The organism is Streptomyces platensis (assembly GCF_008704855.1).
GTDB classification, from domain to species: domain Bacteria; phylum Actinomycetota; class Actinomycetes; order Streptomycetales; family Streptomycetaceae; genus Streptomyces; species Streptomyces platensis.
Genome location: NZ_CP023691.1, coordinates 2,619,935 through 2,645,355, shown reverse-complemented (window position 1 = coordinate 2,645,355; position 25,421 = coordinate 2,619,935). Strand labels below are relative to the sequence as shown.

24 protein-coding genes and 1 pseudogene are annotated in these 25,421 nt (G+C 71.8%); 11 read left to right on the top strand and 14 right to left on the bottom strand.

Features of this window, described 5'->3' with window-relative positions:
- Positions 1–4: 4 nt before the first annotated feature.
- The gene (locus CP981_RS11495) at positions 5–937 is read left to right on the top strand and encodes an NADP-dependent oxidoreductase (RefSeq protein WP_085926843.1); all 933 of its coding nucleotides are present in this window, start codon (positions 5–7) and stop codon (positions 935–937) included.
- Between the two features lie 122 nt (positions 938–1,059).
- Here the strand turns inward: CP981_RS11495 and CP981_RS11490 are convergent, their stop codons facing one another.
- From CP981_RS11490 to CP981_RS11475, 4 genes and pseudogenes are all read right to left on the bottom strand, one after another.
- A complete protein-coding gene (locus tag CP981_RS11490) occupies positions 1,060–2,358 on the bottom strand; it encodes a helix-turn-helix transcriptional regulator (RefSeq protein ID WP_085926838.1) in 1,299 nt (432 codons plus the stop codon).
- Positions 2,359–2,420: 62 nt separating this feature from the next.
- Positions 2,421–3,415, bottom strand: a pseudogene (locus CP981_RS11485) (trypsin-like serine peptidase).
- 260 nt (positions 3,416–3,675) lie between these two features.
- Positions 3,676–4,566, bottom strand: coding sequence for an SDR family oxidoreductase (locus CP981_RS11480; protein WP_244330022.1), 891 nt, complete (start codon positions 4,564–4,566; stop codon positions 3,676–3,678).
- A gap of 97 nt (positions 4,567–4,663) precedes the next feature.
- On the bottom strand, positions 4,664–5,596 hold the full coding sequence (locus tag CP981_RS11475; RefSeq protein WP_085928362.1) for a DUF4429 domain-containing protein: 933 nt from the start codon (positions 5,594–5,596) through the stop codon (positions 4,664–4,666).
- A gap of 178 nt (positions 5,597–5,774) precedes the next feature.
- On the opposite strand from CP981_RS11475, the gene CP981_RS11470 reads away from it, so the two are divergent.
- The 4 genes from CP981_RS11470 (at position 5,775) to CP981_RS11455 (ending at position 11,017) form a co-directional block, all read left to right on the top strand.
- A complete protein-coding gene (locus CP981_RS11470; RefSeq protein WP_085928361.1) occupies positions 5,775–7,406 on the top strand; it encodes an alkaline phosphatase D family protein in 1,632 nt (543 codons plus the stop codon).
- Between the two features lie 170 nt (positions 7,407–7,576).
- A complete protein-coding gene (locus tag CP981_RS11465; protein ID WP_085928365.1) occupies positions 7,577–8,893 on the top strand; it encodes a multidrug effflux MFS transporter in 1,317 nt (438 codons plus the stop codon).
- A 77-nt stretch (positions 8,894–8,970) separates the two neighbouring features.
- Positions 8,971–10,026 (top strand): serine hydrolase domain-containing protein, encoded by a 1,056-nt coding sequence (locus tag CP981_RS11460; RefSeq protein ID WP_208852926.1) that lies wholly within the window; start codon positions 8,971–8,973, stop codon positions 10,024–10,026.
- Positions 10,027–10,066: 40 nt separating this feature from the next.
- Positions 10,067–11,017 (top strand): small ribosomal subunit Rsm22 family protein, encoded by a 951-nt coding sequence (locus CP981_RS11455; RefSeq protein ID WP_085928359.1) that lies wholly within the window; start codon positions 10,067–10,069, stop codon positions 11,015–11,017.
- 19 nt (positions 11,018–11,036) lie between these two features.
- On the opposite strand, the gene ddaH is transcribed toward CP981_RS11455, so the two are convergent.
- Together ddaH and CP981_RS11445 are read right to left on the bottom strand one after the other, a co-directional pair.
- Positions 11,037–11,882, bottom strand: coding sequence for a dimethylargininase (gene ddaH / locus CP981_RS11450; protein WP_085928358.1), 846 nt, complete (start codon positions 11,880–11,882; stop codon positions 11,037–11,039).
- 171 nt (positions 11,883–12,053) lie between these two features.
- Positions 12,054–12,257, bottom strand: coding sequence for a DUF6243 family protein (locus tag CP981_RS11445; RefSeq protein WP_085928357.1), 204 nt, complete (start codon positions 12,255–12,257; stop codon positions 12,054–12,056).
- 120 nt (positions 12,258–12,377) lie between these two features.
- Between CP981_RS11445 and CP981_RS11440 the strand changes: the two genes are divergently transcribed.
- Both CP981_RS11440 and CP981_RS11435 read left to right on the top strand, forming a co-directional pair.
- Complete coding sequence (locus tag CP981_RS11440) at positions 12,378–12,977, top strand: TetR/AcrR family transcriptional regulator (RefSeq protein WP_085928356.1); 600 nt, start codon at positions 12,378–12,380, stop codon at positions 12,975–12,977.
- 162 nt (positions 12,978–13,139) lie between these two features.
- On the top strand, positions 13,140–13,883 hold the full coding sequence (locus CP981_RS11435; RefSeq protein ID WP_085928355.1) for a bifunctional DNA primase/polymerase: 744 nt from the start codon (positions 13,140–13,142) through the stop codon (positions 13,881–13,883).
- A gap of 97 nt (positions 13,884–13,980) precedes the next feature.
- On the opposite strand, the gene CP981_RS11430 is transcribed toward CP981_RS11435, so the two are convergent.
- From CP981_RS11430 to efeO, 4 genes are all read right to left on the bottom strand, one after another.
- Entirely contained in the window at positions 13,981–14,928 is a 948-nt protein-coding gene (locus tag CP981_RS11430; RefSeq protein ID WP_483028326.1) for an SCO2278 family lipoprotein, read from the bottom strand.
- The gene (gene efeU / locus CP981_RS11425; RefSeq protein ID WP_085928353.1) at positions 14,840–15,832 is read right to left on the bottom strand and encodes an iron uptake transporter permease EfeU; all 993 of its coding nucleotides are present in this window, start codon (positions 15,830–15,832) and stop codon (positions 14,840–14,842) included. The genes CP981_RS11430 and efeU overlap by 89 nt, the downstream gene beginning before the upstream one ends.
- A 66-nt stretch (positions 15,833–15,898) precedes the next feature.
- Positions 15,899–17,227 carry an iron uptake transporter deferrochelatase/peroxidase subunit gene (efeB, locus tag CP981_RS11420; protein WP_085928352.1) on the bottom strand — a complete coding sequence of 443 codons (1,329 nt, stop codon included), beginning with the start codon at positions 17,225–17,227 and terminating at the stop codon, positions 15,899–15,901.
- Between the two features lie 24 nt (positions 17,228–17,251).
- Positions 17,252–18,406, bottom strand: coding sequence for an iron uptake system protein EfeO (gene efeO, locus CP981_RS11415; RefSeq protein ID WP_085928351.1), 1,155 nt, complete (start codon positions 18,404–18,406; stop codon positions 17,252–17,254).
- A 257-nt stretch (positions 18,407–18,663) separates the two neighbouring features.
- On the opposite strand from efeO, the gene CP981_RS11410 reads away from it, so the two are divergent.
- A complete protein-coding gene (locus CP981_RS11410) occupies positions 18,664–18,792 on the top strand; it encodes a hypothetical protein (protein WP_425282122.1) in 129 nt (42 codons plus the stop codon).
- Between the two features lie 93 nt (positions 18,793–18,885).
- Here the strand turns inward: CP981_RS11410 and CP981_RS11405 are convergent, their stop codons facing one another.
- Both CP981_RS11405 and map read right to left on the bottom strand, forming a co-directional pair.
- A complete protein-coding gene (locus CP981_RS11405; protein WP_085928350.1) occupies positions 18,886–19,566 on the bottom strand; it encodes a biliverdin-producing heme oxygenase in 681 nt (226 codons plus the stop codon).
- A gap of 205 nt (positions 19,567–19,771) precedes the next feature.
- Complete coding sequence (gene map, locus CP981_RS11400) at positions 19,772–20,629, bottom strand: type I methionyl aminopeptidase (protein WP_085928349.1); 858 nt, start codon at positions 20,627–20,629, stop codon at positions 19,772–19,774.
- A gap of 65 nt (positions 20,630–20,694) precedes the next feature.
- On the opposite strand from map, the gene CP981_RS11395 reads away from it, so the two are divergent.
- Complete coding sequence (locus CP981_RS11395; RefSeq protein ID WP_085928348.1) at positions 20,695–20,937, top strand: hypothetical protein; 243 nt, start codon at positions 20,695–20,697, stop codon at positions 20,935–20,937.
- 376 nt (positions 20,938–21,313) lie between these two features.
- Here CP981_RS11395 and CP981_RS11385 read toward each other — a convergent pair whose 3' ends face one another.
- On the bottom strand, positions 21,314–21,946 hold the full coding sequence (locus CP981_RS11385; protein ID WP_085928347.1) for a hypothetical protein: 633 nt from the start codon (positions 21,944–21,946) through the stop codon (positions 21,314–21,316).
- A 197-nt stretch (positions 21,947–22,143) separates the two neighbouring features.
- Here CP981_RS11385 and CP981_RS11380 point away from each other — a divergent pair, with 197 nt between their 5' ends.
- Positions 22,144–23,493, top strand: coding sequence for a hypothetical protein (locus tag CP981_RS11380; RefSeq protein WP_143659072.1), 1,350 nt, complete (start codon positions 22,144–22,146; stop codon positions 23,491–23,493).
- Here the strand turns inward: CP981_RS11380 and CP981_RS11375 are convergent.
- Complete coding sequence (locus CP981_RS11375) at positions 23,490–24,464, bottom strand: dihydrodipicolinate synthase family protein (protein ID WP_085928345.1); 975 nt, start codon at positions 24,462–24,464, stop codon at positions 23,490–23,492. The two genes, CP981_RS11380 and CP981_RS11375, sit on opposite strands and share 4 nt — an antisense overlap.
- Before the next feature lie 150 nt (positions 24,465–24,614).
- On the opposite strand from CP981_RS11375, the gene CP981_RS11370 reads away from it, so the two are divergent.
- Positions 24,615–25,301, top strand: coding sequence for a FadR/GntR family transcriptional regulator (locus tag CP981_RS11370; RefSeq protein WP_085928344.1), 687 nt, complete (start codon positions 24,615–24,617; stop codon positions 25,299–25,301).
- Positions 25,302–25,421: the final 120 nt, after the last annotated feature.

Genomic DNA, 25,421 nt, shown 5'->3' with positions numbered 1-25,421 from the left:
GCGGATGCGCGCCGTCACCCAGCGGTCGTTCGGCGGACCGGAGGTGCTGGAGCTGACCGAGACCGACCGCCCGCGGCCCCTGCTCAACGAGGTCCTGGTGCGGGTGCGGGCGGCCGGGGTCAACCCCATCGACGCCCTTGTCCGCTCCGGCGCCATCCCGCTCCTGGGCGAACCGCCGTTCGTCGTCGGCTGGGACGTCGCCGGCACGGTCGAGGAGGTCGCGTCCGGGGTGACCCGGTTCGCCGTCGGCGACGAGGTCTTCGGCATGCCGCTCATGCCGCGCGCCGCGGGCGGCTACGCCGACTACCTCACGGCGCCCTCCCGCCAACTGGCCCGCAAACCGGCGGCGTTGGACCACCCGCACGCCGCCGCCCTGCCGCTCGCCGGGCTGACCGCCTGGCAGGCGCTGGTGGACGCGGCCGGCGTCGGCGCGGGCCGGCGGGTCCTGGTCCACGCCGGCGGGGGCGGCGTCGGCCACCTCGCGATCCAGATAGCCAAGGCCCGCGGGGCCGAGGTCCTCACCACCGCCAGCGCCGCCAAGGCCGGCTTCGTGCGCACGCTGGGCGCCGACGAGGTGCTCGACTACCGCACCACGGACTTCGCGGACGCCGCCCGGGAGGTGGACGTCGTCCTCGACACCGTGGGCGGTGACACCGCACTGCGTTCCCTGGACGTCCTGCGGCCCGGCGGCACCCTGGTCACCATCGTCGAGATGCACAACGCGGCGCTGGCGCGGAAGGCGGCCGACCGCGGACTGCGGTGCCTGGGTGTCACCGCCGAGCCGGACCCCGTGGGCCTCGCGGCGCTGGCGGACCTGGCGGACACCGGCGCGCTGCGGGTCCACCTGGCGCACACGCTGCCGCTGTCCGACGCCGCACAAGCCCACCGGCTCATCGACTCGGGCACCACCATGGGCAAGGTCGTCCTCACCACCTGAGCCCACGGCGCCCCGCCCGTCACCGGGGCACCGGAGGTCACGCGGCGGTGCCGCAGCACGGCACCGCCGCGTGCCACCGGCCGCTACGCTCCCGCGCCCGGAACGCACCCACGCCAGGAGCCCTACTGCGTCAGCGACACCCCGGGCGGAAAGCCTGCCGCGCGGGCCAGTGCCGCCGCCTCGCCGCGGGACCGCACATCGAGCTTCCTGAGGATCCGGCCCACATGGAACTTCACGGTGTGTTCGCTGATGTGCAGCGCGTCGGCGATCGCCCGGTTCCGGTGCCCGTGGACCAGGTGGCGCAGGACGTCCAGCTCCCGGGGGTGGAGGTCGCCCAGCGGATCGCTGCCCGGGACGTCCGGCGCCGCCAGCGGCAGCCGCACGGTGACGATGGTGCCCCACGCCGGCACCGCGTCCACCGTCAGCGTCCCGCCCAGCGCGCCGACCCGGTCGGTGAGCCGGTGGACGGCCAGGGCCTCCGCGGCGAGCGTCCCCGGACCGTCGTCACGGATCACCGTGCGCAGTTCGGCGTCCTCGGCGTCCCAGCTCACGCGGATACGCTCGACCCCGCCCTGCTCCAGCATCGTCAGCACGGTGCCGCGCGCGGTGGTGCGTGCGGCGCGCGCGATGTCCGAGGGAATCAGCCGCTGCGGACTGCCGGGCGCGGAGTACTCCAGCGCGACGTCGCCGTGCCGGGAGAGCAGGCTGAGCATGTCCGTCAGCCGCCCGAAGGCGTCCTGGAGGCTCTCCTCGGGCGGTAGTTGTGCGTCCTCGTCGGTGGCCCGCAGCTCCACCAGCGCGGCGACCGCGACATCGGTGGCGGTCCGCCGGGCGGCGTCGTCCGGCAGCGTGCGGCTGCGCAGGACGCCGAGCAGGGCGGTGAGGGTGGCGGCATGCGCATCGGTCACATCGGCCACGGCCCGGGCCCGCTCACTCCTGGCGATCCACGGAGCGGCCATGTCGACCGGCATCGCCCCCGGCAGCAGTTCGACGACCCGCCCGGTGGCCAGGTCCCACAACTGCTGAACCAGCGCCAGCACCTCCGGCCCCGGCGCACCCTCCGCCGAGACCACCACGGCCAACAGCGCCCCCGCCGACCCGGGCGGCGCCGACGCCACGGCCAGCACCGGCCGCGCCGCCCCGGCCAGCGAGGCCTGCCCCCACCACGGCTTCCCGACATCGACATGGGTGGCCAGCGTCGCCAGCTCGGCGGTGGTGACGTCCCCGGTCAACTCCACATCCCCATAACCCCAGTTGGCCGACTTGGGGCAGTCCCCGGTGAGCATCACCAGGGCCTCGTGCGGCACGAGATCGGCCAACGCGGCCGACAACGTGGCCAGAACCTCCTTCAGAGGCGCCCGCACCAGCCCCTTCACCACAGCCAACGTGCGCTGCGGGTCCCCCCAGTCCGCATACACCATGGACGCATCGTAAGCGCCGGAGGGGGCTGCCCGGACAGTGCCCGGGCAGCCCCCGTAGTGGCTCAGGACGCCTGCGCCGTGTTGTAGAGGTTCTTGGCGTCGTCGCCGAAGTAGGGGCCGAACATGGTGTTGGGCAGGAACTGGTAGCCGAAGCTGTTGACCGAGGACTGGAGGCCGGTGCCGGTCTTTTCGTCGAAGGTGGTGAACCAGGGGCCGCCGCTGGAGCCGCCGGTCATGTTGCAGGACAGGCCGTGGTCCTGGGAGAACAGCGGGTCCTTGAAGGTGGTGCCGCTGCAATAGATGAGCTTGCTGCCGTCGTACGGGGCGGCCGCGGGGAAGCCGAAGGCGTACATCGGCTTGCTGTAGCCGGAGTTGAAGGACAGGCCCTGGCCGCCGACGACGTCGGTGAGCTTCTTGCCGTCGAGCGGGGCGACCACCGCGGCGCCGACGTCGTAGTTGATGTCCTCGCTCGCCGTCCACTGGGGGGGGCGAGTGTTTTGGCCGCCGGCCACTTGCCGTACGGGGCCTGGCCGTCGTGGTAGCCGGGGACGAAGACCCAGTTGGTGTGCCAGGCGCCCTGGAGCTTCACGCAGTGCCCGGCCGTGAGCACGGTGCTCTTGTTGCCGCTGGTGACCGCGTCGCCGGAGCAGGAGGCGTTGCGGCCCTGGTAGGTGAAGAACACCCGGCCGGTCGTTTTGACGACCGCGCCGCCGCCGGTCCACGGGCCGCCGGCCTGGGGGAGGGCCCCGGGCAGCGGCCTGGTGGTCGCGGGGAGCCGGGGGAGGGTGGGGGACACCGTGAGCGGGGCGCTGCGCGGGACCGCGGCGGGGGCGGACCGTTTCGTGGGTGTGGCGAGGTCCAGGGGAGCGGCGGCGCGCATCCGGGCGGCGGTCCAGAAGGCGGCGGGCGTGGTCTGCGGGGTGGTGGTGCGGTGGCCGGGCTGCGGGGTGGCGGCGCCGGCCTGACCGGTGGGGAGCAGGAGGGCGAGCAGCGTACCGGCGGCGGTCAGGGTGCCGAGGGCGGCCCGGGATCTGCCTGTGGGGCGCGGCGCCGGTATGCCGTGAACTGCCGGTATGCCGCGAGCGGTTCGTCTCACGCGTAACTCCTTCTGCGGGGGCCGCGTACGGCGGGCGTGCGCGGCCGCGGGGGACGGGCCGCACGTGAGCGGCCCGGCAGACGAGAGGTGCGGATTCGAGGAAGCGCCTGTCTTTGCACCCGGCCGGTCGGCCCGGCGGGGTGCGAAGGCAGGCTCTCAGGGTGCCACCGGAAGCGGAAAGTGGGCAGGGGTCGTACGGGGATTCGGTGTCCCGTCGCCCCTCAACCGCGCCCGATGTACGGCATGTTGGTGGCCATCACCGTCGCGAACTGCACATTGGCCGACAGCGGCAGTGCGGCCATGTGCACGACCGTGCGGGCGACATCCGTCGCGTCCATCACCGGCTCGACCGCCATCTGACCGTTCGCCTGGAGAATGCCGGTCTGCATCCGGCCGGTCATCTCGGTGGCCGCGTTGCCGATGTCGATCTGGCCGCAGGCGATGTGGTACGGACGGCCGTCCAGGGAGAGCGACTTGGTCAGGCCGGTCATCGCGTGCTTGGTGGCGGTGTAGGCGAGGGAGTGCGGGCGCGGGGTGTGGGCGGAGACCGAGCCGTTGTTGATGATCCGTCCGCCCTGCGGTTCCTGGGCCTTCATGGTGCGGAAGGCGGCCTGGGCGCAGAGGAAGGATCCGGTGAGGTTGACGTCGACGACCGCGCGCCAGTCGTCGTACTCCAGCTCCTCCAGGGGCACCGCGCGGCCGAAGGTGCCCGCGTTGTTGAAGAGCAGATCCAGCTGCCCGAACCGCTCGTGGACGGCGGCGAACAGGGCGTCGACCTGCTCGGGGCGGGTGACATCGGTCGGCATCGTCATGATCGCGGGGCCGTCCGGACCCGCCGGGCCCGCCAGCCGGGAGGTCTCCGCCAGCGCCTCCGCGCGCCGCCCGGCCAGCACCACCGTCCAGCCGGCGGCGATCAGCGCGAGGGCGACCGCCCGCCCGATGCCGGACCCGGCGCCGGTGACCACGGCGACCTGGCGGTGCGCCGCCCCGCCCTGCCGTGCCTCCTGTGCGGCCGGGGCCGTCTGGGTGCTCTGCCCGCCCCGCGAGGTCGGGGCCGGCAGGGTGGGCCGGGGCGCGGTCGCCGTACCGCCCACCTGCCCGGCCCGTGCCATCGGCGTCGTCCGTGCTGCGGGTGCCGACTCTGTGTTCTCTGCCATGGCGGCAGCGTAAACGGCGTACGGGCGGCGCACGGGGCGCCGCCGCCGCGACTCAGCCGCCGGTGTGGAAGCGCCGCAGGACCGCCGCTTTGGTGGCGGTGAACTCCTCCTCGGTGAGGATGCCGTCGCGGTGCAGCTCGCCCAGTTCGCGCAGCCGCCGCAGCAGGGCGTCATGGTCCTCGGCGGGGGCGGCGGACGCCCGGGGTGCGGCCGGGCCGAGCGGTGCGGCCGGCGTGAGCGGCGCGGCCGGGGCCGCCGTCGGCAGGGCCTTGCCCGTACCGGCCGACGGGTGCGGCAGCCGCGCCGCGACCGCGGCCGCCAGCAGCGCCGTGGTGCCGCTCTCCTTCTTGAAGCCCCACAGCTCGATGGAGTTGGGGTCGTGCTCCGGCTTGAGCCGCTCCGTCGCGCCCCGCGGCCGGAACCGGAGATAGCCGGACTCCAGACCGGCTGCGGCCCGCCACTCCACCGCCTCCAGCGCGCCGAGCGTGAAGTTCCGCGGGCCCCAGTCCCGTTTGGTCTCGCTGGTGTTCCAGCGCCATTCGAGGTGCACCCGTTCGCCGTCGAAGGTGGCGACACCGTCCACCCCGGCGGCCGACAGCGGTACGGACGGGCCGGGCAGCAGATAGCGGTCGGCGGGCCCGTCCGGTATCTGCTCCAGCATCAGGGCCTGGCGTACGGTGTCGACGAAGTACTCGGCGACCTCGACCCGTCCGGCGTCGACGGTCAGCCGGTACGGGTTCGCCTCGTCCGGCAGACCGCCGCCGGTGACCTGAAGCAGCGGGTCCGCGCCTTCCCGCAGCCGCAGTCGCAGCCGGCCGCCCTTACGGGCCGGTTCGAGGGCGATCCCGGCCAGCGCGGCCAGCGGCACCGTGAACTCCCCGAGATCCTGGCGCAGTTTGTGCACCCCGCGTTCGCGGCCCGGCACGATGCGCACGGCGTCGCCGTCGAAGGTCCAGGTGCCGTCGCGCACCATCAGTTCAGCCATGCCCCGAATCCTACGGAGGCACGGCCGGTGCCGAGATTGTCCGACCGCGTCCGGTGCGGGCCCAGTCCTCATCCAGCTGTCATGTATGTGTCGTGCGTGGGTCAGCACCGCGCCGTTCCGTTTCCCTGGAATGGCTCTCCTACGGGCTCTGTGACAACCGCCTTCAGGGGAGGGCCAGATGACTCACCACGCACCGCACGAGCAGGAGATCCGGGCCGCGGCCGCACACTTCGGCCGCCGCCGCTTCCTCACCACCACCGGGGCCGCCGCCGCGCTCGCCTTCGCGACCAACCTGCCGGGTGCGGGCGCCGCCTACGCCGCCGAGGCCGATGCGCGGAAGATCACCGAGAACCCCTTCACGCTGGGCGTCGCCTCCGGTGACCCGCAGCCGGGCTCCGTCGTGCTGTGGACCCGTCTCGCCCCGCGGCCGTACGAGCCCGGCAACGGAATGCCGGACGCCAGGGTCACGGTCCGCTGGGAAGTCGCCTACGACGAGCACTTCAAGCGGCTGGCCGGCCAGGGCCGCGCCGACGCCCACCCGGAGTTCAACCACTCCGTGCACATCGAGCCCACCGGTCTCGCGCCCGACCGTGTCTACTACTACCGCTTCCGTGCCGGCAGCTGGATCAGCCCGGTCGGCCGCACCCGCACCGCGCCCACCCAAAGCGCCCGGATCTCCGATCTGAAGCTCGCCGCGGTCTCCTGCCAGGCCTACCACGACGGCTACTTCACGGCCTACCGCCACTTGGCCGAGGAGGACCTCGACGTGGTCTTCCACCTCGGTGACTACCTCTACGAGTACCCGGTGGGCGCGAACGGCGGCGCCCGCAACTACACCGACCGCACGCTGCCCGCGGTCTTCAACCGCGAGACGGTCACGCTGGAGGACTACCGGCTGCGCTACGCCCTCTACAAGTCCGACCCGGACCTCCAGGCCGCGCACGCCGCGCACCCCTTCATCGTCACCTGGGACGACCACGAGGTGGAGAACAACTACGCCTCCGACATCAGCGAGGACCACCTCCCGCCCGCCGAGTTCCTCGTCCGCCGGGCCGCCGCCTACCGCGCGTACTGGGAGAACCAGCCGCTGCGCCGCCCGCAGCGGCCCCAGGGTGCCGACTGCCGGCTCTACCGCCGCCTCCAGTACGGGCAGCTCGCCCAGTTCGACATCCTCGACACCCGCCAGTACCGCTCCGACCAGGCCTACGGCGACGGCTGGCACGCCCCGGGCCCGGAGTCCCTGGACCCCGCGCGCACCCTGACCGGCGCCGCCCAGGAGCGCTGGCTGACCGACGGCTGGCGGCAGTCCTCCGCCCGCTGGAACGTGCTGCCGCAGCAGGTCACGTTCTCCGAGCGGCGCAACGCCACCGGCCCCGGCTACCAGCTGAGCATGGACGCCTGGGACGGCTACGCGGCCTCCCGCGACCGGGTGCTGGCCGGTGCCGAGTCGGCGGGTGTGGACAACCTCGTCGTCCTCACCGGCGATGTGCACGTCCACTACGCCTTCGACATCAAGAAGGACTTCAAGGACCCCGGCTCGCGCACCGCGGGGGTGGAGTTCGTCACCACCTCGATCGCCAGCGGCAAGAACGGCGCGGACAAACCGGCCAACTGGGACACCTACCTGGCCGCCAACCCGCACCTGAAGTTCTACAACGGCCGCCGCGGCTACCTCACCGTCACCCTCGACCAGGACACCGCCCGCGCCGACTACCGCACGGTGTCCGCCGTCACCACCCCCGGGGCGCCGGTGCGCACTGCCGCCTCGTTCGTCTCGGAAGCGGGCGATCCGGGCCTGAAGCCGGCCTGATCGGGGCCGGAAGCCTTGCCTGATCCGGGCCTGAAGCCGGCCTGATCCGGGACGTTTGCCCTAGGTCCGGGGCAGGTCTGTCCTAGGCCGAAGGGACCGGTCCGAAACCGGTCAGAAGGCGTTCCGTGCATGACACCATGGTGCAGCCATCTATCGCCATGGAGACCCGCATGACGGAGCCCGGCACGGCCGAGACCCAGGACCTTCCCGCCATAGCCGAGCGGGGCGCGGCAGCAGCACCGGCCGCGTCCCGCCGCACCAGCCTCCTCGTCACCCTCGTCCTCGGCGGTCTCACGGCGGTCCCGCCGCTCTCCATGGACATGTACCTCCCGGCCCTGCCGCAGGTCACCGCCGCCCTGCACAGCCCGGCCGCCACCGTCCAGCTCACCCTCACCACGTGCCTGGCGGGCATGGCGCTGGGGCAGATGATCGTCGGCCCGATGAGCGACAAGTGGGGCCGCCGCCGCCCGCTGCTGGCCGGCATGGTGATCTACATCCTGGCGACCGCCCTTTGTGCCATCGCCACCAGCGCCGAACTCCTCATCGCCTTCCGCCTGTTGCAGGGCCTGGCGGGCGCGGCCGGCATCGTCATCGCGCGGGCGGTGGTCCGCGATCTGTACGACGGTGTGGCGATGGCCCGGTTCTTCTCCACCCTGATGCTGATCTCCGGGGTGGCGCCGGTCGTCGCCCCGCTCATCGGCGGCCAGATCCTCCGGCTCACCGACTGGCGCGGCGTCTTCGTCGTCCTCACCGCCGTCGGGGTGGCACTCACCCTCCTGGTGTGGCGCAAGCTCGACGAGACCCTGCCGCCCGCGCGCCGGCACTCCGGCGGCCTCGGCCAGACCCTGCGCACCATGCGCGATCTGCTCGCCGACCGGGTCTTCTCCGGCTACGTCCTCGTCGGCGCCTTCGCCTTCGCCGCCCTCTTCGCCTATATCTCCGCCTCGCCGTTCGTGATCCAGGAGATCTACGGCGCCTCCCCGCAGACCTTCAGCCTGCTCTTCGGCATCAACTCCGTCGGCCTGGTGGTCCTCGGCCAGATCAACGGCAAGCTGCTGGTCGGCCGGGTCGGCCTGGACAAGGTGCTCGGCACCGGCCTGGCGCTGACCGCGCTCGCCGCGACCTCGCTGCTCCTGATGTCCGCCGGGGTCTTCGGTCCGGTCGGTCTGGTGCCGATGGCCGCCGGCCTCTTCGTCCTGATGGCCTCGATGGGCCTGGTCATGCCGAGCACCAACACCCTGGCGCTGCTGCGCACCCCGCACGCGGCCGGCTCCGCCTCCGCGCTGCTTGGCACCTCCACCTTCCTCCTCGGCTCGGTGGCCTCCCCGCTGGTGGGGATCGCGGGCGAGCGGACCGCCGTGCCGATGGCCCTCGTTCAGCTCTCCTGCGCCGTGTTGGCGCTCGTGAGCTTCCTGGGAATGTGCCGCCCGTGGCAGCGTAGGGGGGAGAGCAACGGGAGCACGGCAGGCGAGAGGACCAGGCTCTGAACGCGACGGTACTCACCTACGGAACACCGGCCCGCGCGGGGCTGGACCCCGGCTGGACGGAACGGCTGGTCCGCGGGGTGCGGGCGCTGCCCGAGGGCCGGCCGGCCTGGGCCCCCGGCGTCGTCGTACTGGCCGGCCGGGGCCCGGTCGTCGCCGCCGAGGCCGCCGCCGGCTGGGCGCTGCGCTACCGGTCCTACGACCCCGAGCGGGACCGCGGCGTCGATCTGCCCCGCGACCTGTGGGAGCCGATGCGGGTCGGCACCGTCTTCGACCTGGCCTCGCTCAGCAAGCTGTTCACCGCCGTCGCCGCGATCCAGCAGGTCGAACAGGGCCGGCTGGCCCTCGACGAGGAGGTCCGGGACCGGCTCCCGGCCTTCGCCCCGGGCCTCACCGTCCGGCAGCTGCTCACCCACACCTCGGGGCTCGCCCCCGAGCTCCCCTTCTACGACCACCCGGACCGCGCCGCCCAACTGGCGCTGCTGTGGCGGGAGGCGGCGGCCCCCAGCGGCGGCCGCAGCCCCGGCCACCGCTACTCCGACCTCAACCTCATCGCCCTCCAGCTGATCCTGGAGCAGTGCACCGGCCAACGGCTCGACGCCCTGATCCGTGACGGCATCACCGGCCCGCTGGGCATGTCCAGCACCTCCTACGGACCGCTGGCACCGCACGGCGTGGCGGCCACCGAGGACCAGCGGCGGCCCTGGGCCAAGGCGGACCGCGGCCTGATCCGCGGCGAGGTGCACGACGAGAACGCCTGGGCGCTGGGCGGCGTCGCCGGCCACGCCGGGCTCTTCTCCACCGCCCAGGACCTGGCCGTCCTGTGCCGCACCCTCCTCAATGGCGGCACCTACGGCACCGCCCGGATCCTCGGCCCCGGCGCCGTCGCCGCCCTCCTCGATCCGCCCGGTCTCGGCTTCGGCGTCGACCAGCCGTATTTCATGGGCGAGTTGGCGGGCCGCGGCGCGGCCGGGCACACCGGTTTCACCGGCACCAGCCTGGTCCTGGACCGCGCCACCGACACCTTCCTCGTCCTGCTCGCCAATACGGTCCACCCCCGCCGCCGCGACAGCGGCAGCGCCCCCCGCGCCGCGGCCGCCACCCGGCTGGCCCGCGCGGTGGCCCGTGCCACCTGACCAGGCCGGGCACCCCGCCGGGCGCCGTAGAATTTCCCCCATGCACGAGGAACTGCGCGCCGCTCTGGCGGGCCTGCTCGACGGCCTGCCGCCCAAGCAGACCGCGCAGGCCGTCGACCGGCTGATCGCCAACTACCGGGGGCGTACCCCCACCGACGCCCCGGTCCTGCGCGACCGCGCGGATGTGGCCGCGTACGCCGCCTACCGCATGCCGGCCACCTTCGAAGCCGTACGGGCCGCGCTGACCGCGTTCGCCGCCCGGGTCCCCGACTGGTCCCCGGCCACCCATGTGGACATCGGCGGCGGCACCGGCGCCGCCACCTGGGCCGCCGCCGCCACCTGGGAAGGCCACCACAGCACCGTCCTGGACTGGGCCCAGCCCGCCCTGGACCTCGGCAGGGAACTGGCCGCCACGTTCCTCCCCGACGTCACCTGGCAGCGGCAGATCATCGGCGAGGGCCTGACCGTCCCCGCCGGCACCGACCTGGTCACGGTCTCGTATGTCCTCGGCGAACTCCGCCCCGAGGACCGCCGCGCCGTCGTCGCCGCGGCCACCGCGGCCCGCACCGTCGTCCTGATCGAACCCGGCACCCCCGACGGCTACCTCCGCATCCGCGAGGCCCGCACCCAGCTCACCGAGGCCGGTCTGCGCATCGTCGCCCCCTGCCCGCACAGCGATACCTGCCCGATCGTCCCCGGAGAGGACTGGTGCCACTTCTCCGCCCGGGTCAACCGCTCCTCCCTGCACCGCCAGGTCAAGGGCGGCTCCCTCCCGTACGAGGACGAGAAGTTCAGCTACGTGGCCGCCACCACCCTCGACGCCACCCCCGCCTCCGCGCGCATCATCCGCAAACCCCAACTCCGCAAGGGCCAGGTCCTCCTGGACCTGTGCACCACCGACGAGAACCTGCAACGCACCACCGTGACCAAACGCCACGGCACCCACTACCGAGCGGCCCGCGACGCCGCCTGGGGCGACGACTGGTCCTGACCCCGTCCCGCGCGGAACGTCACCCCGGGCGGAGCTCTCCCGTCACGCACTTCACGCTCCCGCCCCCCTTCAGCAATTCCGTCAGATCCATGCCGACCGGCTCGTACCCCCGCTCCCGAAGCGGCCCGAAGAGCCCCACCGCCGCCTGGGGCAGCAGCACATGGCGCCCGTCGGACACCGCGTTCAGCCCGAACGCCGCCGCGTCGGCCGGGCCGGCGAGCAGCGCGTCGGGGAACAGCCGCGCCAGCACGGCCCGGCTCCCGGCGGAGAACGCGCCGGGGTAGTACATGACCTCGGCCCGGCCGCCGGGCTCTCCGCTGCCGGGGTCGAGCACGCACAGCGCCGTATCCAGGTGGTAGTAGCGCGGATCGACGAGATCGAGGCCGATCACCGGGCGGGCGAAGTACTCCTGGGCCTCCGCGTGGGACAGCGGACTGCTGCGGAACCCGCGGCCGGCCAGCAGCCAGGACGCGGTGACCACGAAGTCGCCCTCGCCCTCGTTGACGTTCTGCGGCTCCCGCACCGCGCGGAACCCGTGCGCGCGGTACCACTCGGCATGCACCGCGGCTTCGCCGTGCCGCTCGGCGAAGGCGAACCGGGCGCCGAGCACCCGGCCGTCCACCACGGTGGCGCCGTTGGCGGCGAAGACCATGTCGGGGAAGGCGGGGTGCGGCGGCAGCTCCTCGACGGTGTGGCCGAGCGCGCGGTAGCGGTCGCGCAGGTCCTCCCACTGGGTGTGGGCCAGCGCGAGATCCACGGGTTTGCCGGGGTCCATCCAGGGGTTGATGGAGTAGCTGACCCGGAAGTACGTCGGCGGGCACATCAGATAGCGGCGGGGGGTGGCGCTGCGCCGGGAGGTACGCAAGGAGGGCTCCTCACGGTGGGCACTCGGGGCGGGTACGGAATCCCGTACGCGCTCCCAAATCGTCCATCGCGCGAAGCCCCCGTGCCGCGGGCCGTGCGCCGTTCGAGTGGCCCGCGGCGCACCCCGGCCGGCGGGCGCCCCCGCCGCCCGGGGGACCCCGCGTCGCGCCGGTCACCCCTTCCGGGCCCGCTCCTGGAACTTGCGCAGCAGCTCCCCGCGCCGGTCCTGCCCGTCCTGTCCCCGGCCGCCGCGGCCGGTGTCCCCGCCGCCGCGCAGGGCGCCCCGCGAGAGCTTGTTCCGGGTCCTCCCCCACGCCTGAACGGCGCGGGGGGACCCCCACCCGCCGAGCATCCCGCCCGCATTTCCCTTGCTCATGGGATTCCCCTTCCTCCTGGACTGGCGAGACGGTTCGTCTCGCTAGGCCTCCACTATGTACGAGACGCAGCGTCTCGTCAAGACGATACGTCTCGCCTCCTCCCCGCTAGACTCCGCGACATGGCCAACACCTCGACCCCCGACTCCTCCCGCCGCAGCGAACGCTCCCGCCGCGCGATCTTCGATGCCGCCCTCGCACTCGTCGGCGAGGTCGGCTACGACAAGCTCACGATCGAAGGCATCGCCTCCCGGGCCGGGGTCGGCAAGCAGACGATCTACCGCTGGTGGCCCTCCAAGGCCGCCGTGCTGCTCGACGCGTTCACCGCCACGGTCGACGACTACGACGCAAAGGGCCTCCCCGACACCGGCGATCTGGCCGCGGACCTCAAGTTCGTGCTGCGGGCCACCGCCGACGAATTCAACGACCCGGCGTTCCAGGCCCCCTACCGCGCCCTCGCGGCGGCGGGTGCGAACGACGAGGAGCTCTCCCGCACCTTCGTCGCCCGGCTGAGCGAGCCCGGCACCCGGCTCTATGTCGACCGGCTGCGGGCGGCCCAGGAAACCGGCGAGGTCGCCGCCGATATCGATGTGCGGATCGCCGCCGAGATGCTGCTGAGTCCCTTCTCACAGCGCTGGCTGATGCGTACCGGCGAATTGACCTACGACTTCGTCGACACCTTGGTCGACCAGGTGCTGCGGGGGCTGCGTCCGCGCGGCTGAACGGACGGATCGCCGGGCCCCGGCGGCGCCGGTGTGCCGCTGATGCCCCGAATTGCCGGTATTTCTCCGTCCTTCGTTCACCCCGGATCCGCACACCGGTCACCCGAGGAGCAGGATGGTGGCAGCATTGATCCCAGACCACCGCTCGAAGTGAGGGGATAGATGGAACGCAAGAGCAGGTTCTCCCAGTGGCTGCGCCGGCCGAAGAGCGGATCGGACGGCGGCGATACGGACACGGGATCAGCGGCTGCGCGCAGCCGCGAGGACCTGCTGCTGGCGGCGGCCGACGCGGGATTCCCGGTGGCCCCGGCGGCGCATCCTTCCGGCTACGGCTGTTCCTGTGAACGCATCGGCTGTCCCACCCCCGGCCGCCACCCCGTCTCCTTCGGCTGGCAGACCGTCGCCACCACCGACCGCGACAAGGTCGCCGCCTGGGTCCGCACCCTCCCGCAGGCCAACTTCATCACCGCCACCGGCATCACCCATGACGTGCTGGACGTCCCCGTCGAGGCGGGCCGCAGCGCCCTGGGACGGCTGGACGCCGCGGGCATCGACGTCGGACCGATCACCCTCGGCGCCGGTTTCGGTGACGGCCGGATGCTCTTCTTCACCGCCACCCGCGGCACCCCGGACGACGAGGACGAGTGGTGGCCCTGCGAGCTGGACTGCCACCCCGAGACCATGGACGAGCATCCGGGGCTGCGCTGGCACTGCCGCGGCAGCTATGTGCTGCTGCCGCCCTCGACCCTGCCCGGCGACCAGCCCGCGGTGACCTGGCTGCGCGGCCCCGAGCTGCCGCTGCCCGACCCGCTGACGCTGCTGGAGTCGCTCACCGACGCCTGCGCGGAGTTCAACGACCGCGAGCCGCACCACCACGAGGCGCACGCCTGGCCGATCGGCCGCTGACCGGGCCCGCGCCCCGTCCGCGCACCACCGTCCGTACGCCGAAGGGCCGCCGGGAGCACCCCGGCGGCCCTTCGGCGTCTCCGCGGTCCGGCCGCCGCTACTGCGGCTCCACCGACGTCTTGCCCTCCCGCCGGTTCAGGATGACGACCTTGTCGCCGGAGCCCTTGGCCGGCACCGTGACCGCCTGGGAGGAGACGGTGGTGAAGGCCATCCGGTTGGTCCTCTTCTCCGGCCCCACCACCAGGCCCCGCAGATTCGCCGGCACCCGGATCGTCGCCCCGGCGAACATCGTCTGCTGCTGGTGGTAGACGGTCGAGAAGAACACCAGGGCCCCGCCGTCCGTGGTCCGCAGCGCCACCGGCGGATGGTCCGAGGGGGAGTCCTGCCACTGGATGCGCGAACCGACCTGGCGGGCGTCCTTGGCGCGCCGGGCGCGCCAGCCGTCGGTCTGCGGACCGGGCGCGAACACGCTGCCCTTACCGGTGTTGAGGAAGTCCGCATAGGCCCGGCTCAGCTTGCCGGGGGCCACCGTCAGACCGGAGCCGGAGCCGAGCGGCACCGCCTCGGCGTAGCCGTCCTTCGTCTTCAGCTCCGGCGCCTTGTTGCCCGGGAACTGCGCGAAGTACACCGCGCGCCACTTCTCGTCGATGCCGTTGCGGCTGAACACCAGGAACCACCGGGTGGGGTGGCCCTTGGCGTCCTTGCGGTTGCTGAGCGCGTCCGCGATGAAGTACTTCGGCCAGCCCGCCTGCTTGGGGATGGTGAAGCGCGGCTCCGTCAGCTCCAGCGCGGGGAAGTCCGGGTTGCCCTGCGGCCGCAGGGCCTGTGACGCCTTTATCCCGGCCTGGTCGATCGCCAGCAGCGCGCCCCCCTCGAAGGAGGGGTTCCGCTTCGGGTCCAGCTCCCGGTACGTCTTGTTGAAGCTGTCGGTGAAGCGGGTGAGGGCCTTGGCGCCCTCAGCCTTCGACACCGCCGGCAGCATCTCCCTCTCGCCGTGCACCGTCATGCACCCGCTCAGTATCACCAGCGCCGTCGCTGCCGACATCAGAGTTACGGGCACCCGGAACGGCGACCTGCGTGTCATGGGGCTCGGGCTCCTTCGGGGCGACCGGGGCGGACGGGGCGGCCGCCGGGGTGGCACGATTCGGCGCAACCCTACCGGGGGCGAGGAAGAAGGCGAGGGTGGGGATCAGATACAGAGCCCACACCGTGACCTGAAGGACCGTCGGATCCGGCTGGAAGTTGAAGACGCCCTTCAGCAGCGTCCCGTACCAGCTGTCGGCCGGGATCTGCGCGCTGATGTCGAACGCCCGGGTGCCCAGCCCCGGCACGATGTCCGCCTCCTGGAGATCGTGGAAGCCGTACGCCAGCACGCCCGCCGCGACCACCACCAGCATGCCGCCGGTCCAGGTGAAGAACTTCGCCAGGTTGATCCGCACCGCACCGCGGTAGAACAGCCAGCCCAGCAGCACCGCCGTCAGCAGCCCCAGCAGCGCCCCCACCAGCGGCCGTACGCCGTCGTTCGCGGACTGCGCGGCCGTCCAGATGAACAGCGCGGTCTCCAGGCCCTCGCGGCCCACCGACAGGAACGCGGTGACCACCAGCGCCACGGTGCCCATCCGGAGCGCCGCGTCCAGCTTGCCGTGCAGCTCCCGCTTCAGATGCCGCGCGGTGCGCCGCATCCAGAAGACCATCCACGTCACCAGGCCCACCGCGATGATCGACAGCGAACCGCCGAGCGCTTCCTGGGCCTCGAAGGTCAGCGTCTGCGAACCGAACTGGAGCGCCGCACCGAACGCGAACGACAGCACCACGGCGAGTGCGATACCGAGCCAGACCGGGCGCAGCGCCTCCCGCCTCCCGGTCTTGACCAGGTAGGCGATGAGAATGCAGACCACGAGGCTGGCTTCCAGGCCCTCGCGCAGACCGATCAGGTAGTTGCCGAACACGTCGGTTCCTTCCCTTCCTTCATGGAGTCGGCGGCGGTCTCCGCCGCCGACGGTGGCACGGTGGTGTCAGGCGAACAGCGCCCGGCCCCACCAGTCGTCCGCGTTCCGGACGCCCGGCGGCACCGCGAAGAGCGCGGAACCCACGTGCTGGATGTATTCGTTGAGTGCGTCATTGGCCGCCAGCCGCTTCTGGAGCGGGACGAAGCCCTGGCGTACGTCCCGCTGGTAGGCGAGGAAGAACAGCCCCGCGTCCAGCCGGCCCAGCCCGTCCGTCCCGTCGGTGAAGGAGTAGCCGCGGCGCAGGATCCGCACCCCGCCGTTGGAGTCCGGATGCGCCAGGCGGACATGCGCGGTCGGCAGCATCGACTTCAGATGCGGGGTGTCCCGCTCGTGCTTCTTGCCGACCGGCGCCCCCTCGCCCTTGTTCCGGCCGAAGATGTCCTCCTGCTCCCGGAGCGAGGTGCGGTCCCAGATCTCGATGTGCATCCGGATCCGGCGGGCGACCAGGTAGGAGCCGCCGGCCATCCAGCTCTCCTTGCCCTTCGCGTCGCCTTCCCCGACCCACACATGCTTGTCCAGCGCGGCGGAGTCGGTGCCCGCGAGGTTGTGGGTGCCGTCCTTGAAGCCGAACATGTTGCGCGGGGTCTGGGCGTCCGGCGTCGTCGAGGACGTCTTGCCGAAGCCCAGCTGCGACCAGCGGATCGCGACCTTGCCGAAGCCGATACGGGCCAGGTTGCGGATCGCGTGCACCGCGACCTGCGGGTCGTCCGCACAGGCCTGAACGCACAGATCGCCGCCGCTGCGCGCCTTGTCGAGGTTGTCGCCCGGGAACTTCGGCAGCTCGATCAGCGCCTCGGGGCGCCGCTCCTTGATGCCGAACCGGTCCTTGCCGTCCTTCTCGAACAGCGTGGGGCCGATACCGAAGGTCAGGGTCAGCCGCGAGGGCGGCAGCCCGAGCGCCTCGCCGGTGTCGTCCGGCGGTGCCTCCGCCAGCCCGCCGACCGCGCCGTCGCCAACCGCGTCGCCGGCCGTCATCCGCGCCGCCGCCTTCGTCCACTCCTTGAGCAGCGCGATCAGCTCGTCACGGTCGTCGGTGGTGACATCGAACGCGGCGAAGTGCAGCCGGTCCTGGACGGCGGAGGCGATACCGGCCTGGTGCCTGCCGTGGAAGGCGATCGCGGAGCCCGCGGTCGCGTCCGCGCCGGCCGGCTGGGCGTCGCCGCCGGTGCGCAGCGCCGCCGCGGTACCGCCGGCCGCGACCGCGCCGAGGGCCAGGCCCGCACCGCCCCAGCCGATCAGCGCACGCCGGGAGGGCGCGCGCCCGTCGGTGGTCTGCGCGGCCTCGCCGCCCTCGGCGGCGGTGTTCACGGTGGACGTGTCGTCGTCGTGCGTCATCGTCTCCCCTTGCCTGGCAGCGGACTACTTGGCGCCGGCCACGGCGGCGGCCAGCTTGGACAGCGGCTCGCCCAGCGAGTTGACCCCGTCGGAGAGCTTCTTTCGCTCGCCCTTGTCGACCGTTTCGTACGAGGCGAAGCCGTCGGCGGACTTGCTGTCGCGGTGCTCGTCGAGCAGCCCGCCGATCGCCTTGAACTGCTTGTCCAGCTCCTTGGCGAGCGCCGGGTCGTTCTTGGCGACGACCGGCTTCAGCAGCTCGTAGGCCTTCTCGGCGCCCTCGACATTGGCGTGGAAGTCGAGCAGGTCGGTGTGGCTGTAGCGCTCTTCCTCACCGGTGACCTTGCCGGTGGCCACCTCGTCGAGCAGCTCCTTGGCACCGTTGGCCATGCTGGTCGGGGTGATCTCGGCCTTGCCGACCCGCTTCTGCCAGTCCTGCAGGTCGGTGATCAGCTGCGCCGCGAGCGTCTTGTCGTCCCCGGAGATCTTCTTCTCCTCCCACAGGGACTTCTCCAGCTTGTGCCAGCCGGTCCACTTCTGGCCCTTCTCCAGGCCGTCGGCCCGCACATCGACCTTGGGGTCGATGTCACCGAACGACTCGGCGACCGGCTCGGTGCGCTCCCAGCCGACCCGCGAGAGCGCATAGGTCTTCTTGGCGGCCTCGACATCGCCGTCCTTGACCGCGTCGGCGAACTTCCGCGCCGCCGGGAGGGTCTGGTCGGCCTGGTCCTGGACGTACTTGCGGTACGCGGCGACCGCGGCGTCCAGCTTGGGGTCGCGCTTGGTGGCCCCGCCCTTGCCGCTGACGGTCACCTTCTGGCGGATGCCGTCGCCCTTCATGCCCGGCTTACAGGCGATTTCGTATGAACCGGCCTTGATCTCGGCGGAGATCTCCGTCCGGGTGCCGGGGCCGATGTTCTCCCGCTCGGTCACGATCCGGTCGCCGGGGGCGTAGACGTAGACCTCGGTGACCTTGGAGCCCTTGTTCTGCACCGCGAACCGGACATGTCCGGCGGGGAATTCCTTGGCGGACAGCTCACAGCTGGTGTCGCTCGCGGTCACCTCGATGGTGCCCTTGTCGCTGCCGCCTTTGCCGTCGTTCTTCGCGGCGCAGCCGGAGACGACGGTGACGGCCGTGGCCGCGGCGATGGCGGCAACGGTGGCGGGACGGAGGGCACGCATACAGGGCTCCAAGCGGGCTCGGATGTACGGAAACGGCGTAAGGAACGATAGACAGTGGCCGGGGTCGCCACTAAGGCGGCCCTAACTTAACCGAGGCTTACCTATTTCTGCCCGGCCTGTCGCGTGATCCCGCTCTCATGGACAACGGCCCGATTACGGATTGACCCGTGCCCGGTCACGGAATCGCCATGCGCAGGTCAAGGTAAGGGTCCTCGTTCCCGAGGGTCCATGACCGCACCGTTCCGGCCACCGCCGCCATGCTGCTCACTCATGAGCTGGGCCGCCCGCTCGACATCCGCCAGGGCACCGGCTCCCGGATCCTCACCCGCACCCATCCCGACGGCACCCTCGCCGTAGGGGGACGGGTGCGCCGCGCCGGCCCTTGACCCGGCACGGCGATCCGGCCGCTCCGGGAGACATCAACGAGCGGGCGCCCGGTGGTAGTTGACGTAAGGCGGGCGAACGGGTGGCCGGGCCCGCTACGCGCTCAGCGGGAACTGCTCGCCCAGCTCCCGGAAGACCGCGCTGTTCAGCCGGAAGGCCCGCTTGCACTCGTCGACCACCCGCTGCTTCTCCAGGTCGTCCACGGGCAGCGCGTCCAGCAGTGCCCGGTACTCCCGCTTGAAGGCGGCGGGGTTGGGGATGTCCTCGAAGACGTAGAAGCGCACCCCGTCGCCCTTGCGGGCGAAGCCCCAGGTCTTCTCGGCGGTGCCGCGGATGATCTGGCCGCCGGAGAGGTCGCCGAGGTAGCGGGTGTAGTGGTGGGCGACAAAGCCCGCCGGCCAGTCGCGGGCGCAGGCCGCCACCCGGTCCGCGTAGGCGGCGGTGGCCGGCAGCGGCGCCAGGCCGGTGCGCCAGGACGGCCCGCCGAGATGGGCGAGGTCGCGCTCCAGCGCGGCGGTGCGGGCCAGCTCGGGGCGGAGGAAGGGGCCGGCGACCGGATCCCCGGCGAGCGGCGCGGAGGCGTCCTCCAGCGCGCGGTAGACGAACCACAGCTGCTCGGTGTAGCGCCGGTAGGCCCGGACGCCGAGCCGGCCGCCGAGCAGATCGCTCATGAAGGAGGAGTTCTCGGCCTCCGTGTGCTGCTCGTGGGACGCGGTGCGGATCACCGTCGAGAACGGAGCGGACGGAGCGGACGGGGTCGGGCTGGACGCTTCCAAGACGGACCTCCGGGGACCGAGGGTGGGTCCCCCCCTGCTCGGATTCCAGAGCTTGGGGGAGGACGGGAACAGGCCGGCTCCGCCGAGCCGCCGAACTTAGGGTTGCCTGACCTGCGGCCCGCGTCAACCCGTTCCCGACGTCCTGTCGGTAACGAGCCTACGCCTGTTCCCGACGCGCTGTCGGTAAAGAGTTTCCCCGCTCCCGTCAGGGCAGCGTGAGGATCTCCGCCCCGGTCTCCGTGACCACCAGCGTGTGCTCGAACTGCGCGGTCCGCTTGCGGTCCTTGGTCACGACCGTCCAGCCGTCGTCCCACATGTCGTAGTCGTGGGACCCCAGCGTCAGCATCGGCTCGATGGTGAAGGTCATGCCGGGCTTGATGTCGGTGGTGTGGTGCGGGCTGTCGTAGTGCGGAACGATCAGGCCGGAGTGGAAGGAGGAGTTGATGCCGTGGCCGGTGAAGTCACGGACCACGCCGTAGCCGAAGCGCTTGGCGTACGACTCGATGACCCGGCCGATGATGTTGATCTGCCGGCCCGGCTTGACGGCCTTGATCGCGCGGTTGAGCGCCTCCCGGGTGCGCTCGACCAGCAGCGTGGACTCCTCGTCCACGTCGCCGCACAGGTAGGTGGCGTTGTTGTCGCCGTGCACACCGTTGATGTACGCGGTGACGTCCAGGTTCACGATGTCGCCGTCCTTGAGGACGGTCGAGTCCGGGATGCCGTGGCAGATGACCTCGTTGAGCGAGGAGCACAGGGACTTGGGGAAGCCGCGGTAGCCGAGCGTGGACGGGTAGGCGCCGTGGTCGCACATGAACTCATGGGCGACCCGGTCCAGTTCATCGGTCGTCACGCCCGGCGCGATCAGCTTGGCGGCCTCCGCCATCGCCTGCGCGGCGATCCGGCCGGCGATCCGCATCTTCTCGATCGTTTCGGCATCCTGCACCTCGGGCCCCGTGTACGGGGTGGGTGCGTCCTTCCCGACGTACTCGGGGCGCCGGATCGAGGCGGGGACGGGGCGGGTGGGGGAGATCTTCCCCGGGACAAGAAGTGACTGGCCAGACATGTCAGCGAGTGTATCCGCGGGCCGTCGGGCAGGATGGTGGCACGGAACATCCACAGGAGGCGGCAATGGCGCTGTTCAAGAGGCGTACGGTCGGCAAGCCGGGCGAGTGGTACTACTGCCTCAAGCACGGGACGGTCGAAGAGGGGCCCGAGTGCCGCGCCGCCGACCGATTCGGCCCATATGCCACCCGCGAGGAGGCGGCGCACGCCATGGAGACCGCCCGCGAGCGGAATCTGGAGTGGGAGACCGACCCGAAGTGGCATGACACGGACGCGGGCAAGGGGAAGGCCGGCGCGGAGGGCGACTAGCCGGCCGGGCCGGGGCCGCGGGGCCGCCTGCTCCCGGCCCTGCTCCCGGCCCCGCTCCCGGCCCGTTTCCGGGGCGGCCCGGCGCTCCCGCATCCGCCGGGCGTGCTCATCCGTCCGGGAGTCGTACGCCCGCAGCTTCGGCAGCCCCAGCCCAAGCAGCCCGACCCCCGCCGTGATCGCGCCCGTGCACCACAGCAGCCGGAAGTCGCGCGAGGAGCGCCAGGGCGCCAGGTCGGGCAGTAGCGCGGCCGGCCGCCGCCGGACGGCCGCTGAGGGGGAGGGAGATGGGGGGCCGTCCGAAGTCACCCGTGCACCTTCACCCTGGGGCGCGGAGCGGCACAAAGGGTTATCTCCGGTGCGCGGGTGGGGCGGAGGGCTACCAGCGGGGCGGGGGCGGTGCGGTCAGCTGGTCGGCGAGACGGGCCAGCCGGTCGCGGAAGCGGCGGCGGCCGCGGGGTGCGGGCAGGCTGTTCTCACCGGCGGCCGCGCTCACCAGATGCTGGACGGTGTCCAGGTCGAGGTCCGGCGAGGCCCCGGCCGCCGCGTCGTCGGGCGGGGCCGGGGGTGCGGCGAGCGCGTCATGGGCCAGGGCGTGCAGATCGCGGTCGCCGCCGTCGAGGGCGAGCACCGTGGCGCCGTTCCGGCGGGCGTCGTGCACCCGCTCCAGCAGCTCGGCGCCGGGCTGCTCCGGCGCCACGACCAGCAGCGTCTCGCCCCGCCCGGCCGCATCCAACCGGCCCAGCCCGACCGCCAGATGGGCCGGCGCCCCGCCGGGAACACGGTGCCGCACCAGGGTCGGCGACAACTCCGGCAGTCCCGACCAGGCGGCCTCGTCGTCCAGATGCGCGGCCAGATGCCAGGGCTCGTACGCGGCACTGCCGACCAGCAGCAGCCCGCCCCCGTGCGGGACGACGGCACCCCGCAGCGCCCCGGCGAAGCGCCGGGTGGCCTGAATCCACTCGGTCCCCGCGAGGACCTCACGCAGCAATGCGACCCGTACGGCATCCATGCTCCGGAATGGTGCCGCAGCACGGCCCGTTCCGGTTGCCGTTTCAACCGGGCTCACCCGTACGGGATTTGGGGGTGTGCGGGGCGCCGGCGGGGGCCCATCCGGGGCAATCGCCGCGCGGCGCCGCGGAGCGCCGATCGGGCTGCTCTTAACGTTGGGCCATGCCCACATTTCCCACACGCCGGAGGAAAGGCACGGTGAATGCTTCCGCACGCGGAATGAAAGGTGCGTGGCATTCCCTTCCGTCCCTCTGCAGCAAGGCATTTCCGCCCCGGAGCCGGGTGCAGCTGCTCTGTGCCGTCCTCGTCTTCGAAGCCCTGCTGTTTTCCGGCAGTGCCATCTATGATGTGATCAAGTATCCGCGTGAACAGGTTGTTTCTGCGATCCTTCGGATCGTGATTGCCATCCTGAACGGGATCGCTGCCTGGCGCGTCTTCCAGGAGCTCAAGAAGACGTTTCACCAGCATCGCCGAAGCGGGGCGGCGGATGCATGGCGGCAGCCGGTCGTGCTGGTGGCCCAGGCTTCCTCCATTCCCATGCTCTTCATTCCCATCTGGGTCGAGATCTACAGTCCCATTCACGATGAATTCTGGGACCTGCTGGTGACGGTTGTCGCGTCTTTGTTGGTCGCTTTTGCGGTGGCTGTCATCGTCCGTGCCTTCGCCTTCGATCACATTGAGCTGTCGAAGGTCGGAACGGCGGCCATCGCCTTGCTGCCCTTGGCGGGAGTGATCCAGTTCTGGTACATGAACTTCTACAAGCCGACCCATGACAGCCCTCGCGTGAGTGTGACCTCGCGACTCTCTGAGCTGGGGCACTCTCGCGGTGTCTCGCACCTGCTGGGAGAAATCACCCTCCACAACGAAGGGTCGGCGCCCGCCGATGTTCTCGGTGCCATGTATACGGTGCGCGGCTACCATATGCAGTCGGCCGAAGGAATGTCCGCACAGAAGGTGGTCGACAAGCTGGACGGGGCCACCGCGAACCAAACGCACCTCGGTAAGTACGTCACGCTCTTGACGTTCGACGATGTCATGCAGTCCGGCGACATCCTGATGCCGGGGCAGAAGTGGTTCAAATCATTTGTGTTCGATGCGCGGGGCGACAGGCAGGACATGGTTCGCCTCGTTGTCCATCTCTCGACGCTGACACATACCGGCGACTCGACGACGTCCGCCACATGTAGCGGAAAGTTTTCCCTGGAAATCGCTCCGGAGGCGCCGGGGAGTGCTAAGTGCACCCAGACCAGGTTGCCTTCGCAGAGTCTGATGCGCATGGTGCTCGGCGACCAGCCGATTGCTCGGACGATCAGATTCTTCCCGTCGAAGGTGACGGAGGTGCAGAAGAGGCTGCTGGCGAAATCGAAGCTGAGGGCGAACAGGAAGGAGAGGATGGCGTCTTTGTATACGCGATTCCAGTCCGCCGACCATCAATTCAAGGGCAGGCCGGATCAGTTCAAGAAGGAGGAGAAGGAGGCGGAAGCGATCGATGCCCTGGTGCGGGACCAGAACACGGAGAGCATCGCTGAGATGCGGGTGGATCCCTAGAGGGTGGCCGCGCCGCCCGGCTTCAGTAGTCCCGCTGCCGTGAGCCGACGTCCTACCTCCGCCACGGCGTCGTCGCTCAGCGGGCGTTGGGGAAAGGCGGTGGCGCTCCGGTCGATCACACCGAGGAGGTGCAGCGCCGCCTTGAACGCGCCCAGTGCGGAGGAGCTGCGGCCCATCTCGCTCTCCGGGCCGACATCGACCAGGGAGAAGAGGGTGACCAGGCGTTCCTGTTCGGCGGCGGCCTGCTCCCAGTCGCCGGCCCGGGCGGCGTCGTAGAGGCGTACATAGGCCGCCGGGTCGACGTTGCCGATACCGGGGACGACGCCGTCGGCGCCTGCCAACAGGGCGGCGTCCACGGTCAGTTCGGAACCGGTGAGGACCGAGAAGCCGGGGGCCGGGCCGGAGTGCCGGGCGGTGCGGCCGCCGAGCGCGGTGAGCAGGCGGCGCAGCGAGCCCTCGTCGCCGCTGCTGTCCTTGAGTCCGGCGAGGGTGCCGTCCTCGGCCAGCTCCCGTACCAGCGACGGGGACAGCTTGCTGTGGACGGCGACGGGGATGTCGTAGGCGAAGAGCGGGAGGTCCACGGCCGTGCGCAGATGGCGGAAGTGGGCGGCGATCTCCCGGGGGTGGGTGCGGGTGTAGAAGGGCGCGGTGGCCACCAGGGCGTCGGCGCCCAGCGCGGCGGCGGTCCGGGCGTGGTCGAGCACCCGGGGGGTGGTGGTGTCGATGACCCCGGCGAGCACCGGGACCCGGCCGTCCGCGGCCTTGATGACGGCCTCCAGGGCGGTGCCGCGCTGGGCGTCGGTGAGGTAGGCGACCTCGCTGGTGGAGCCGAGCGCGAACAGGCCGTGCACGCCGCCGTCGACGAGGTGGTTCACCAGGCGCGTCAGGGAGGCGGTGTCGATCTCGCCGCGCGGGTCCAGCGGGGTGCAGACCGGCGGGATGACGCCGTGCAGGGGGGCGGGCAGTGCCATGAGGGCTCCGGGCTCCGATCGGACAGGACATGGGATGTCCTATGTCGAGCACAATAGACCTGTTCACAGGCGGTCGGTCAAGGATCAGCGGTCACGGCGGGGCAGGTGGCGGAGGGCCGGCGGCACGGCAGACGCGGGAGAGGGAGATTCATGGCGCGAGGGACGATGTCCGAGGATGTGCAGGCCCAGATCAAGCAGCTGATCCTGAACGGCCGGCTGACGCCGGGAGATCCGCTGCCCACCGAGGCCGAGCTGGTCGCCCTGCTCGACGTCAGCCGCAACTCGGTGCGCGAGGCGCTCAAGGCCCTCCAGGCCATGCGCATCGTGGAGATCCGGCACGGCTTCGGCACCTACGTCGGCCCGCTCACCCTGGAGCCGTTCGTCGAGGGCGTCGCTTTTCGTGCCGCGGTCCGCCACCACCAGGGCGAGTCGAGCCTGTACGAGCTGATGGAGGTCCGCGAGGCGCTGGAGGCGGGCCTGATCGGCACCGTCGCCCGGAATCTGCCCGCCGAGGATCTCGCCGTCCTCAAGGGGCTGGTGCAGCGGATGGCGGAGGAGGCGCGCGGCGGGCAGGTGCAGAGCGCCACCGACCGGGCCTTCCATCTCGCCCTGTACCGCTCGCTGGGCAACCATCTGCTGAGCGAGGTGCTGGACGCGTTCTGGGCGGCGCTGCGGCGGGTGCGGGAGGACCTCTCCGACGACCGGCCCGACCCGCTGGTGACTTTTCGTCAGCACCAGGAGATCGTGGACGCGCTGGAGGCGGGCGACGGCGACCGCGCCGTCAAGGCCATACACCGGCACTTCGACGGCATCCGGCGGCGGCTGTCCGAGCAGTGACGCAGCGGCGTGCGGCAGTGCGCGGCCAGGGCACCGGTGCGGGGCCGGCCGATCCCGTTCACCGGGATGTCACCCCGTGTCGGTGTGCCCGTTGCCGACCCGAAAAGGCGTCATGTGGGC